The 12,409-nt window shown below is 72.6% G+C and carries 12 protein-coding genes; 8 read left to right on the top strand and 4 right to left on the bottom strand.

What is annotated here, in order from left to right; all coding sequences use genetic code 11:
- Positions 1-19 precede the first annotated feature (19 nt).
- Positions 20-262, top strand: a complete 243-nt coding sequence (locus ACXDC7_RS04945; RefSeq protein WP_179444558.1) for a hypothetical protein — start codon at positions 20-22, stop codon at positions 260-262.
- On the opposite strand, the gene menD is transcribed toward ACXDC7_RS04945, so the two are convergent.
- The gene (gene menD / locus ACXDC7_RS04940; RefSeq protein WP_459221408.1) at positions 220-1,869 is read right to left on the bottom strand and encodes a 2-succinyl-5-enolpyruvyl-6-hydroxy-3-cyclohexene-1-carboxylic-acid synthase; all 1,650 of its coding nucleotides are present in this window, start codon (positions 1,867-1,869) and stop codon (positions 220-222) included. The genes ACXDC7_RS04945 and menD overlap by 43 nt on opposite strands.
- Entirely contained in the window at positions 1,866-2,858 is a 993-nt protein-coding gene (locus ACXDC7_RS04935) for an o-succinylbenzoate synthase (RefSeq protein ID WP_459221407.1), read from the bottom strand. Before ACXDC7_RS04935 ends, menD begins: the two co-directional genes overlap by 4 nt.
- 31 nt (positions 2,859-2,889) lie before the next feature.
- Here ACXDC7_RS04935 and ACXDC7_RS04930 point away from each other — a divergent pair, with 31 nt between their 5' ends.
- The 3 genes from ACXDC7_RS04930 (at position 2,890) to ACXDC7_RS04920 (ending at position 6,008) form a co-directional block, all read left to right on the top strand.
- On the top strand, positions 2,890-3,990 hold the full coding sequence (locus ACXDC7_RS04930; protein ID WP_459221406.1) for an AMP-binding protein: 1,101 nt from the start codon (positions 2,890-2,892) through the stop codon (positions 3,988-3,990).
- Positions 3,960-4,877: a 1,4-dihydroxy-2-naphthoate polyprenyltransferase gene (locus tag ACXDC7_RS04925; protein ID WP_459221405.1), complete on the top strand. Its 918-nt coding sequence runs from the start codon at positions 3,960-3,962 to the stop codon at positions 4,875-4,877. Before ACXDC7_RS04930 ends, ACXDC7_RS04925 begins: the two co-directional genes overlap by 31 nt.
- Positions 4,878-5,201: 324 nt before the next feature.
- Positions 5,202-6,008 carry a type 1 glutamine amidotransferase gene (locus ACXDC7_RS04920; protein ID WP_459221404.1) on the top strand — a complete coding sequence of 269 codons (807 nt, stop codon included), beginning with the start codon at positions 5,202-5,204 and terminating at the stop codon, positions 6,006-6,008.
- Here the strand turns inward: ACXDC7_RS04920 and mobA are convergent.
- Positions 5,921-6,478 (bottom strand): molybdenum cofactor guanylyltransferase, encoded by a 558-nt coding sequence (gene mobA / locus ACXDC7_RS04915; protein ID WP_179444562.1) that lies wholly within the window; start codon positions 6,476-6,478, stop codon positions 5,921-5,923. The two genes, ACXDC7_RS04920 and mobA, sit on opposite strands and share 88 nt — an antisense overlap.
- A gap of 64 nt (positions 6,479-6,542) precedes the next feature.
- On the opposite strand from mobA, the gene fdhD reads away from it, so the two are divergent.
- The gene (gene fdhD / locus ACXDC7_RS04910) at positions 6,543-7,382 is read left to right on the top strand and encodes a formate dehydrogenase accessory sulfurtransferase FdhD (protein WP_459221403.1); all 840 of its coding nucleotides are present in this window, start codon (positions 6,543-6,545) and stop codon (positions 7,380-7,382) included.
- Positions 7,383-7,472: 90 nt separating this feature from the next.
- Positions 7,473-8,873 carry an MFS transporter gene (locus tag ACXDC7_RS04905; protein ID WP_459221402.1) on the top strand — a complete coding sequence of 467 codons (1,401 nt, stop codon included), beginning with the start codon at positions 7,473-7,475 and terminating at the stop codon, positions 8,871-8,873.
- On the opposite strand, the gene ACXDC7_RS04900 is transcribed toward ACXDC7_RS04905, so the two are convergent.
- Complete coding sequence (locus ACXDC7_RS04900; protein ID WP_459221401.1) at positions 8,842-9,759, bottom strand: LysR family transcriptional regulator; 918 nt, start codon at positions 9,757-9,759, stop codon at positions 8,842-8,844. The two genes, ACXDC7_RS04905 and ACXDC7_RS04900, sit on opposite strands and share 32 nt — an antisense overlap.
- Before the next feature lie 113 nt (positions 9,760-9,872).
- On the opposite strand from ACXDC7_RS04900, the gene mmsB reads away from it, so the two are divergent.
- Complete coding sequence (gene mmsB / locus ACXDC7_RS04895) at positions 9,873-10,796, top strand: 3-hydroxyisobutyrate dehydrogenase (RefSeq protein ID WP_179444565.1); 924 nt, start codon at positions 9,873-9,875, stop codon at positions 10,794-10,796.
- Positions 10,793-12,274, top strand: a complete 1,482-nt coding sequence (locus ACXDC7_RS04890; RefSeq protein WP_179444566.1) for a CoA-acylating methylmalonate-semialdehyde dehydrogenase — start codon at positions 10,793-10,795, stop codon at positions 12,272-12,274. The genes mmsB and ACXDC7_RS04890 overlap by 4 nt, the downstream gene beginning before the upstream one ends.
- Positions 12,275-12,409: the final 135 nt, after the last annotated feature.

Raw genomic sequence — 12,409 nt, 5'->3', positions numbered from 1 at the left:
GGGCGCTACCGTGGTCGGCGTGAGGGACACCTATCCGCTGCGGCTGTTCGGCGCGCTCGGGCTGATCGCGCTGGGCGCGGCGCTGGCGACGATCCTCGGAAAGTGGCTGACCGGGCCGGCCGGCCAGGTCTTCTTGTTCGGCGGGATCGCGATCGCCGTCGCCGGGTGCCTGCTGTTGCTGGCGACCATGATCAGGCCGCGGCACCCGGACGGCCCGGCTCAGCCGGGCGACTCGCCGCGCCCGAGGGATCGCAGCCGCTGATCCAGCTCGCGCCGGCCGGTCCGATCGAGGGGGACCTCGATCATCTCGATGCCCCGCGGCGCGCGAGCGAGCTGCTTGCCCAGCACCGAAAGATCGTCGATTCGCTGGTAGGGCACGCGGTACGCCGCGGCGAGCGCGGCCAGGTCCGTCCCGTGCGGGGTGCCGAAGATCCGCTCGAAGGCGCCCGCGTGTTCGGGCGCGCCCTGCTCCAGGGTCGCGAAGATCGAACCGCCGTCGTCATTGGCGACGATGATCCGCAGGTCCGGGCGCGGTTCGTCCGGGCCGAGCAGGAGTCCGTTCACGTCATGCAGGAAGGTCAGGTCGCCGACCAGGAGCTGGACGGGCCGGCCGGCGCCGAGGGCGATCCCGGCGGCGGTGGCGACGGTGCCGTCGATGCCGGCCAGCCCCCGGTTGGCAAACGTCACCGGCGCCTGTTCGCCAATCGGAGCAAGATCGACATCGCGCACCGGATTGGATGAGCCGAGCACCAGCACGTCGCCGCGTGCCGTCACCCCGGACAACGCCGACCAGACCGCGGCGCCGAGCGCCGGGCCGGTGATCGCGCCGGCGCGGTCCAGGGCGTCGACGAGCGCCGCGCCCAGCTCGGCATCGGCGGTGCGCCAGTCGACCAGCCAGCCGGGGTCGCCACGACCGTCGACGATCACCGCGTCGACGACCCGGTCGGCCGCCAGCCCCGGATCGATCCAGTCCGCCGTCGGGCTGACCATGATCAGCTCGACGTCCTCGCGGGCGAGCAGCCGAGACACCGGACGGGACAGCGTCGGATGGCCGAAGCCGATCACCCGCTCGATCCGGTCGGCGAAGCGGTCCAGCAGCAGCCGATAGGCGCCGATCGCGGACCCGCCGGCGCGCGCATTGGACGACGGCTCCGCGAGCAACGGCAGCCCCGCCGCCTCGGCCAGCGCACGGGCCGCGGCGCCGACCGCGGGATCGGCGTCGCCGGCCAGCACGACCGTGCGCGGTGCGGCGGGCAGCCGCACGGGATCCGGCGCGGGCGCGGGCTCGGCGCGGAAGGGCTGCCCGGGGGCGAGCTCGCGGTCGGCCGGGCCGGGCACCAGCGGCGGGCGGAGCGCGACATTGAGGTGCACCGGCCCGGGCCGGCGGTCGCGCAGCCCGGTCGCCGCGGCCAGCAGTCGGCGTACCGCGAATCGCCAGTGCCCCGGTTGATCATCGGCGTCGGCGAGCTGGGCGTCGTCGCGTACCGCCGGGGCGAAGATGCCACGCTGGTCGGTGGTCTGGTTGGCGCCGGAGCCGATCAGATAGCCGGGCCGGTCGGCGCTGATCACGATCAGCGGGCGGCGGCCGTGGGCGGCCTCCAGCACGGCGGGATGCAGATTGGCGACGGCGGTACCAGAGGTGGTGATCACCGCCACCGGTCGGCCGCCGCCGATGGCCAGACCGAGCGCGGTGAAGCCGGCGTCCCGCTCGTCGATCCGCACGTGCAGGGCGAGCTCCCCGCGCTCGGCGGCCTGCCAGGCGGCGAAGCCGAGCGGGGCATTGCGCGAGCCCGGGGCCACCACGACATCGGCCACGCCACCCGCGACCAGTTCCGCGATCACCACGCGGGCGAGGTCCATCGCGGTCATCGGGCGTACTCGTGTTCGGCCAGGGCGCGCGTCGCGGCCAACCGGTCGGCCCAGTGGGCGGCCGGGGCGCCGTCGGCCGCGGCGGCGAGCAGTTCGGGATCGGGGGCCGGCGGCGCGGCCGGCACGGCGATCTCGCCATCGACGGCGCGCAGCGGCTCGGCGACCAGATCGCCGTCGAGCAGGGGCCCGGTGTTCAGCCCGCAGGCATACGGCAGTTCGGGCAGCGCCGCGGCCAGTGCCAGCCCGGCGGCCAGGCCGATCGAGGTCTCCAGCGCGCTGGAGACCACCACCGGCAGCCCGAGCCGATCGGCCAGCGCCAGGCAGGCGCGGACCCCGCCGAGCGGCTGGACCTTCAGCACGGCGATGTCGGCGGCCCCCAGCGCCACCACCCGCTCGGGATCGCCGCTGCGCCGGATGGACTCATCGGCCGCGATGGGCACGTCGATCCCGCGGCGGGCCAGCGCCCGGCGCAACTCGGCCAGGTCCTCGGTGCTGGCGCACGGCTGCTCGGCGTACTCCAGGCCGAGGCGGGCGAGAGCTCCGAGCGCGGTGATCGCCTCGTCCACCGACCAGGCGCCGTTGGCGTCGATGCGCACGCGGCCGCCGGGGCCGAGCGCGTCGCGTACCGCCTCCACCCGGGCGAGGTCGTCGGCGAGGCGCTGGCCGGGCTCGGCCACCTTGACCTTCGCGGTGCCGCAGCCGGACCGCGCGGCGATCGCGTGCGCGCGCCCGGGATCGACGGCGGGCACGGTCGCATTGACGGGTACGCGGCGGCGTACCGGCTCGGGAAAGCCGAGCGTGCGCGCCTCGTCCGCGGCACGCAGCCACGGCACCAGCTCCGCACCCGTGTAGTCGGCGAACGGGCTCCACTCCGCCCAGCCCGCCGGCCCGGGCACGAGCATGCCGGTGCGCTCGGTGAGCCCGCGGAAGCGGGTACGCATCGGCAGCCGCCAGGCGATGGCGGCGCTCGCGGCGGGGCGTGCGGGCACCGAGCCAACCTAGCGCCCCTACAGTGTCCGGGTGCTGGAAGTGGTCGACGCCGCGGACGTGGCCGCATTCGCGGCGGCGCTTCGCCGCACCCTCGACGGCGGACCCGCGATGTTGCCGCTACCGGCCGACCCGGCCGAGTCCGCGCGGGCGGTGGCGGCGCTGCGACCCGACGAGCCCGAACTGCCCGGCACGCTCGTGGTCGCGACCTCGGGCTCCACCGGGGCGCCGAAGGGGGTGCGCCTGCCCGCCGCCGCCATCGCCGCGAGCGCGGCCGCGACGCAGGCCCGGCTGGGCGGCCCGGGCAGCTGGCATCTGGCGCTACCCGCCCACTATGTCGCCGGCGCGATGGTGGTGGCGCGGGCGCTGCTGGCCGGGAGCGGGCCGGTGCCGTGGCCCGGTGATCTTGCCGGGCTGGCGGTGCGGCCGGGCCGCAACTACCTGTCGCTGGTGCCGACGCAGGCGCGGCGAGCGCTGGGCGACCCGGCGCTGTTGGCGCGGCTGGCGGAGTTCGACGCGGTGCTGCTCGGCGGCGCGGCGGCGGCGCCGGAGCTGCTGGCCGGGCTGCGCGAGGCCGGGGTTGCGGTGATCACCACCTACGGCATGTCGGAGACCTGCGGCGGCTGCGTCTACGACGGGGTGCCGCTGGACGGGGTGGACGTGCGGCTCGGCGAGGCGGGAAGGATCGAGCTGGCCGGGCCGATGATCTTCGCCGGGTACCGGCTGCGGCCCGACCTGACCGACCAGGTGCTGGCCGGCGATCGCTTCCGGACCAGCGATCGCGGGGTCTTCGAGAATGGGCGGCTGCGGGTGCGGGGGCGGGTCGATGAGGTGATCATCTCCGGCGGGGTGAATGTCGATCTTGCCGAGGTGCAGCGGGCCGTGGAGGGGATCGGGGTGAGCGGCGTGGTCGTTGGCGTACCGGATCCGGAGTGGGGTACGCGGGTCGCGCTCGCCACCACCTCGCCGCTCGACCTGACCGAGCTGCGCGACCGGCTGTCGGGCATCCTGTCGGCCGCGGCCCTGCCCCGAGCGCTGGCGCGGGTGGCGGAGGTGCCGCTGCTGGCCAGCGGCAAGCCCGACCGGCAGAAGTTGATCAACGAATGGGACGAGATCGAGGAGGAGCGCCGGTGAGCGCGAGCACGGCACAGTGGCTGGAGGGCGCGCGGCTGCGTACCCTCCCGGCGGCGGTCTCGCCGGTCCTGGCGGGATCCGGCGTGGCGATCTTCCACCGCGCCTTCGCGCCGCTGCTTGCGGTGTTGTGCCTGATCGTCGCGCTGGCGCTGCAGGTCGGGGTGAACTTCGCCAACGACTATTCCGACGGCATCCGCGGCACCGATGCCGATCGCGTCGGGCCGCTGCGGCTGGTCGGCTCGGGCACGGTCGCGCCGGCGACGGTGAAGGCCGCGGCCTTCGGCTGCTTCGGCGCGGCCGCGATCGCGGGGCTGGCGATCACCGCGCTGACCGGGCAGTGGTGGCTGATCGGCGTCGGCATCGCGGCGATCCTCGCGGCCTGGTACTACACCGGCGGCAAGCGTCCGTACGGGTACGCCGGTCTCGGCGAGGTCTTCGTGTTGATCTTCTTCGGGTTGGTGGCGACCGCCGGCACCGCGCTGGTGCAGACCGGCTTCGGGCCGGGCGCCGCGTGGGGCCACGCGCTGCTCGCCTCGCTGGCGATCGGGCTGCTCGCCTGCGCGATCTTGATGGCGAACAACCTGCGCGACATCGCCGGGGATGCCGCCGTCGGCAAGAAGACCCTGGCCGTCCGACTCGGAGACCGACGGTCCCGGGCCGGCTACCTGGTGCTGCTCGCCGCCGCGGCCGCCGCATGCATCGCGCTCGCCGCGACGAGTACTTGGTGGGCGCTGCTGGCGCTGCTCTTCGTCCCGGTGGCCGCGCCCGCGGTGCGTACCGTGCTGGCCGGTGCCACCGGCCGGCCCCTGATCGGTGTGCTCAAGCTGACCGGCCTCGCCGAGCTGGCCTGCGCGGTGGGGATGCTGATCGGGCTCGCGCTCGGGTAGGCCCCCCGGCCGATTGGGCCCGCGCCTGCCAACCGAGCCCGCATCTGCCGACCGAGCCCGCGTCTGCCGACCGAGCCCGCGTCTGCCGACTGAGCCCGCGGATCCACCGACTCCCCCACACCCGCGAACCGAACCGGCACCCGCGAACGTCGCACCGCCCGCGCCTGCCGATTGGGCCCCTGGATGCCGACCGAGCCCGCGTCTGCCGACTGGGCCCGCGCCTGCGGACCAAGCCCGCGGATTCACCGACTCCCCAGCGGCTTCCCCACTCCCGGCAGGCGGTCGATGCCCGGTGTGGCACGCGCGATCTGGTTGGCTGGTCACATGAGCACCACCAGCGACCCCGACACCGTCCTGGTCATCGAGAACGATCCCGACTCCGGGCCGGCGATGCTGCTCGACTGGATCGCCGAGGCGGGTCTGCGGCCGGTCGTGATCCAGGCCTGGGACGGCGACCCGCTGCCCGCCGACGCCTCCGGCCATCTGGCCCTGATCATCCTCGGCGGCGGCATGCTCCCCGACGACGACGCCGAACGGCCGTGGCTCCCGGCTGAGCGCGCGCTGCTGCGCGCCACCGCCGGCCGGGCGCGGGAACCGGTGCTCGGCATCTGCCTCGGCGCGCAGATGATCACCCATACCTTCGGCGGCACGGTCGCGGCGAAGCACGGCCTGCCGGAGAAGGGGGTCGTCGATCTCGAACTGCTGCCCGCGGCCGCCGACGACCCGGTGTTCGGCGAGCTGCCGAGTTCCTTCCCCGCCATCGAGAGCCATCGCGACCAGATCACCGACCTACCGCCCGGCGCCGTGCTGCTGGCCAGCAGCGAGCGCTGCGCCAACCAGGTGCTGCGGCTCGGCGATCGCGTCTGGGGCGTGCAGTTCCACCCGGAGGTCGCGGCCGCCCGCGTCCGGCAGTGGGACCCGGACAAGCTGCGCGAGTGGGGATTCGACCCGGACGCCGTGCTGGCCGAGGCCGAGCGTCGCGATGCCGAGTTGCGCGCCCTGTGGCGAAGGACGATCGGCCGGTTCCTCGACCTGGCGCGGGCTCAGAGCGCCGACAGGTCCGCCGGGGTGTCCACATCGACCGATGCGCCGGCCGGATCGGGCACCTCGACCGGCACCAGCCCGGCGTAGAGCGAGCGCATCGACCGCCCGCGCGCCGGTTCGGCCGCCAGCCGGTCGGCCAGCAGTGCCGCCGACCACGCCGCGCACAACCACTGCGCCCGACCGTCGCGCACCGTAACCGCGCAGTCGCCCCCGGCCCGGGCCAGGGCGGCCAGGTGGGCGGCGGTCAGCCGCGGCAGATCGGCGGCCAGCAGCAGCACCCGGGTGGCGGCGGCGACGGTGCAAAGACCGGTGGCGATCGCGGCGACCGGCCCCGCTCCCGGCGTACCGTCCGCGATCACCGGCACACCCGCGGGTACGCCGTCCGCACTCCCCACCACGACCGGCCGGTACGCCGCGGCGGCCGCCAGCACCCGGGCGACCATCGGCACCCCGTCCACCGCGATCGCCGGCTTGTGCCGCCCCATCCGCCGCGAGGCCCCACCGGTCAGCACCAGGGCGCGAACCTCCCCCGGCGCAGGGGCTCCGGCGGGCAGCATGGCCGCACCCTCCCCCGCCGCGCGCGCTCTGGCAAGTCCGCCGGCCCGGCGTAGGCTGGCCGGCATGGGCAGGCTGACCTCGCGACGCCGGATCACCACGATCGACCTTGCCGCCGACCCGGTCGAGAAGCACCGCGTGGACACGCTGATCGCCGAGGAGCCGATGGAGTTGCGGGTCGACGGGACCTCGCTGGCGGTGACCATGCGTACCCCCGGCCACGACATCGAGCTCGCCCACGGCTTCCTGCTCACCGAGGGCATCATCGGCGGCCGCACCGATGTGATCAACGCGCGCTACTGCGCCGGATCGGTCGAGGGCGAGAACACCTACAACATCATCGACGTCGTGGCGGCGCCCGGAATCGTCCTGCCCGAGGGCCGCAATTTCTACACCACCTCGTCCTGCGGGATCTGCGGCAAGGCCAGCATCGACGCGATCACCACCCAGTTGCGCCACGACCCCGGCGCCGACGCGTCCCGCTGGCCCGCCGAGTTGATCGCGCAACTCCCCGACCGGCTGCGGGAGCAGCAGGGGGCCTTCGACAAGACGGGCGGCCTGCACGCGGCCGGGCTGTTCGACGCCACCGGGGAGGCGCTGGTGGTACGCGAGGACGTCGGCCGACACAATGCCGTGGACAAGGTGATCGGCTGGGCGGTTCTGCAGGACCGGCTGCCGCTGTCCCAGACGGCCCTGGTCGTCTCCGGGCGCGCCTCGTTCGAGCTCGCCCAGAAGGCCGCGATGGCCGGAATCCCCTTGTTGGTGGCCGTTTCCGCGCCGTCCTCGTTGGCCGTCGAGTTCGCCGGGCGGGTCGGCATGACGCTCGCCGGGTTCGTCCGCGGCCGGCGGATGAACGTCTACACGCGCCCCGAGCGTGTGCAGGTCACCGCACCCGTATCTGCGTGATTGCACAGGTCGGGGCGGCCGGTTTCATTGCCGCGCCCGCCCGCGGAGGTCCATACTCGCGGGGAGTCAACGAAGACGAGGAGTCGCTCCATGTCGCACGCCGCCCCGGCCGATCCGCCGGTGAACCCCGATCCGGGCAACGAGTCGCCGCGCACGGTCCGCGAGCGGCTGCGCCCGGTGGTCGCCGCCTCGATGGCCGGCACCGTCGTCGAGTGGTACGAGTTCTTCCTCTACGCCACCGCCGCCAGCCTGGTCTTCGGCCCGCTGTTCTTCCCCAAGACGGGCAACCCACTGGACGGCATCATCGCCGCCTTCGTCACCTATGCCGTGGGCTTCGTCGCCCGGCCGCTGGGCGGCATCGTCTTCGGGCACTTCGGTGACAAGTACGGCCGCAAGCACCTGCTGCAGGTGAGCATCATCCTGGTCGGCGTCTCGACCTTCGCCATGGGCCTGATCCCGCCGTTCTCCATGATCGGGTACGCCGCCCCCGTGATCTTGGTGCTGCTGCGCTTCGCCCAGGGCTTTGCCGTCGGCGGCGAATGGGGCGGCGCGGTGCTGCTGGTCGCCGAGCACTCGCCCAACAAGTCCCGCGGTTTCTGGTCCAGCTTCCCCCAGTCCGGCGTACCCGCCGGAAACCTGCTCGCCACGCTGGTGCTGCTGGTGTTGTCCAATGCCATGCCGGAGGCGGACTTCCTGGCCTGGGGCTGGCGGATCGCGTTCTTCCTGTCCGCGGTGATCGTGGTCGTCGGCTACTACATCCGCACCAGGGTCAGCGATGCGCCGATCTTCCAGCAGGCGCAGGCCGAGGGCGAGGCCAAGGCCCACCAGAGCTTCGGCCTCGGCGAGGTCCTGACCCGCTACCCGAAGGGCGTGCTCACCGCGATGATGTTGCGCGTCGCGGAGAACGTCTTCTACTACATCGTGGTCACCTTCTCGATCACCTATCTGAGCCAGACGGTCGGCATCAACACCACCGAGATCCTCGGCCTGTTGGCGATCGCCCACCTGATCCACTTCTTCACCGTGCCGATCTGGGGCTGGCTCGGCGACCGCGTCGGGCGTCGACCGGTCTATGCGATCGGCGTCGTGCTCGCGGCCGCCTGGGGGTTCTATGCCTTCCGGTTGTTCGACACGGGTCAGGCGTGGTCGATCCTGCTGGCGTTGGTGCTGGGCCTGATCGCACACGGGTTGATGTATGCCGGCCAGCCGGCGATCATGGCCGAGCAGTTCCCGACCCGGATGCGCTACTCCGGCGTGTCGATCGGCTACCAGGTCACGTCGATCTTCGCCGGCTCGCTGGCGCCGATCATCGCGGTCACCCTGCTCCGCACGTACAACAGCTCGCTGCCGATCGCGATCTACATCGTGATCTGCTGCGTGATCACCATGATCGGCGTACTGATCGCCCCGGAGACCAAGGGAATCTCACTGACCAAGATCGACGACGACTACCGCGAACTCACCGAGCGGGAGGCTGCGCGTCGGGACTGACGGTCCGGGCGCCCTGGCGCCGGATCTGGTTCAGCATCAGGTGCACCGGGCGGCTGCGCAGTGCCTCCTCACGCAGCACCGCCCAGTAGGACAGCGGGTGCTCGAAGCCGGGCACCACGCGGCGCAACCGCGGATGCATCGCCGCCATGTAGTCCGGCAACAGGCCGATGCCTCCGGAGGCGAGCGTGGTCTCGACGTGCGCGAAGACCGAGGTCGAGGCCAGCGAGCCCGCGGGGGCGGGCAGGCCCCGGGTGGCCATGTCCAGATCGTCGACCTGCAGCGCCGACTCGATGTAGTAGACGAGCGTGTGCCGGGCAAGATCGCCGACGGACTCGGGTACGCCGGCCCGCGCCAAGTACTCCTCGGTGGCATAGAGGGCAAGCGCGTACTGGCCCAGGCGGACCGCGATCGCCTTGTGCACGGGCGGTTCGCCGACCACGATCTCGATGTCGACGCCGCTGCGATGGTGCCGCAGCCGCTGGGTGGCGGCGATCAGCTCGCAGTCGATCCCGGGGTGTTCGCGGTGCAGCGCCGCCGCCGCCGGCACCACGACGTGAATGCTGAATCCGTCCGGCGAGGCGACGCGCACGGTGCCGCGTACCTCCTCCGCACCGCCCGCGGCGACGGCCAGCGACTGCATCGCCCGCTCGATCTCCTCCGCGACCGGCAGCACCCGCCGGCCGAGGTCGGACAACTCCCAGCCGCCCGGCGTCTGCACCAGGACGCGCCCCCCGACGGCTCGTTCGAGGACGGCGATCCGCCGCGACACCGTCGTATGGTTCACGCCGAGCACGTCGGCCGCCGCCGTGAACCGTCCCAGCCGGGCCACGGCGAGCAGGACGAGCAGATCGTCGGCATTCGGGTTGCTTCCGCCGGTCGGGGCCATGCCCGCGATTGTGCACAGACGCACGGCGCAGGTGCAAAGTTTCGGGCTCTGTGTGCATTGCCTCGCCGGGGTCGCGAGCCTAGCCTGACGGCATCTCGACGAGGAGGAAGCGCATGGCAGTGATCGCCTTCATCGGGCTCGGCAACATGGGCCGGCCGATGGCCGCCAATCAGGTCCGGGCGGGCAATGAGGTACGCGGCTTCGACGTGGTGCCACAGATCGCCGAGGCGGCCGCGGCAGACGGGGTGAACGTGGTCGGCTCGATCGCCGAGGCGGTCGAGCGCGCGGACGCGGTCGTGACCATGGTCCCCAAGGGTGATCATGCCCGGGAGGCCTATCTCGGCGAGGGCGGCATCCTGGAACACGCCGATCCGTCGACCCTGTTGATCGATTCCTCCACCATCGACGTGCAGACCGCGCAGGATCTGCACGATGCGGCCGCCGAGAAGGGTTTCCGGTTCGTCGACGCACCCGTCTCCGGCGGCATCAGCGGCGCCGCCGCGGGCACCCTGACCTTCATGGTCGGCGGCGCCGAGGATGCCGTCGAGGCGGCGAAGTCGATCATCGAGCCGATGAGCGGCAACATCATCCCGACCGGCGGCGCGACGTCGGGCCAGGCCGCCAAGATCTGCAACAACATGATGCTGTTCATCTGCCTGCAGGCATGCGCCGAGGGTGCCGTGCTGGCGCGCAAGCTCGGGTTGGACGCGAAGGTCTTCCACGACATCGCGAAGGTCTCCTCGGGCAACTCCTGGGCCCTGCAGACCTGGTATCCGGTGCCCGGCGTGATCGACACCGCTGCCGCCAACAACTCCTTCGCCGCGACCTTCCGCACCGACCTGGCCCGCAAGGACGTCGGCCTGGCGCTGTCCGGAGCCGAGCAGGTGGGGGTACGCCTGCCGGCCGCCGAGCTGGTCGCCGGCCAACTGCAGCAGGTGATCGACGACGGCGATGCCGATCTCGACTGCAGCGTGATCATCCGCAACATCGACCCGCAGGCACCCGGCCTGCCACAGACCGACAAGGAGCAGCAGTGAAGCGCATCGGACACTTCGTCGACGGCCAGGTGGTCGACGGTGGCGAGAAGACCGGCCCCGTCTACAACCCGGCGACGGGCGAGCAGAGCGGCGAGGTGGCGCTCGCCTCCGGCGCCGAGCTCGACAATGCCGTCGACATCGCCCGCAAGGCGCAGCGCGAGTGGCGTACCACCCCGCTCGCGAAGCGAGCCGGCGTGATGTTCCGGTTGCGCCAGATCGTCACCGAGCGGACCGATGAGCTGGCCCGGATCATCACCAGCGAGCACGGCAAGGTGGTCAGCGACGCGGCCGGCGAGGTGGCGCGCGGGCTGGAGAACGTCGAGTTCTGCGCGGGGCTGATGCACCACCTGAAGGGCGAGTACTCCGAGCAGGTCGCCGGCGGCGTCGACGTGCACCAGACCCGCCAGCCGGTCGGCGTGGTCGCCTGCATCACACCGTTCAACTTTCCCGCGATGGTGCCGCTGTGGATGATCACCACGGCGATCGCCGCCGGTAACGCGGTGATCCTCAAGCCCAGCGAGCGCGATCCTTCCGCGGCACTGTGGATCGCGCAGGCGTTCGCCGAGGCGGGACTGCCGGCCGGCGTACTGAATGTGATCAACGGCGATGCCGAGACCGTGAACGCGATCCTGGACCACGATGGCATCGATGCAGTGAGCTTCGTCGGCTCGACGCCGATCGCCAAGCACATCTACGAGACCTCCGCCGCCAACGGCAAGCGGGTACAGGCCCTCGGCGGCGCCAAGAACCACATGGTCGTGATGCCGGATGCCGATCTTGATGCGGCGGCCGACGCGGCCGTCTCGGCGGCCTATGGGTCCGCCGGCGAGCGCTGCATGGCCGTGTCGGTGCTGGTCGCCGTCGGCGACGTCGCCGATGAGCTGGTCGGCAAGGTCGCCGACCGGCTGCCCGGACTGAAGATCGGCGACGGCACCGATCCCGAGTCCGAGATGGGCCCGCTGATCACCCGCGACGCGCGCGATCGCGTCGCCGGTTACGTCGAGGGCGCCGCCGGCGAGGGCGCGACCGTGGTGGTGGACGGGCGGGAGAAGCAGTTCGACGGCGACGGGTTCTTCATCGGCGTCAGCCTGGTCGACAATGTCGAGCCCGGGATGAAGGTCTATGACGACGAGATCTTCGGTCCGGTGCTGTCGGTCGTTCGCGTCGGCAGCTACGACCAGGCGGTCGAGCTGATCAACGCCAACCAGTACGCCAACGGGGTCGCGGTGTTCACTCGCGACGGCAAGACCGCGCGGCAGTTCGAGTTCGACATCGAGGTCGGCATGGTCGGCGTGAACGTGCCGATCCCGGTGCCGATCGGGGCCTACTCCTTCGGCGGCTGGAAGAAGTCGCTGTTCGGCGACACCCACATGTACGGGCCCGAGTCGTTCAACTTCTACACCCGCCGCAAGGTCGTCACCACCCGCTGGCCGGAGCCCTCGGAGAGCCAGATCAGCCTGGGCTTCCCGACGCACTGAGTCGGCCCCGCGAATCGCCCGGGCGCGCCACCACGGCGCGTCCGGGCGCCGCGCTTCTCCGGCCGGGAACGGAGGCGGTCGGTTCGCCGGCCGCGGACCCGCCAGGACCCGCCAGGACCCGCTCCGCGGCGTACA

Source organism: Naumannella huperziae (assembly GCF_054073625.1).
This window is presented reverse-complemented; position numbering and strand designations above follow the sequence as displayed.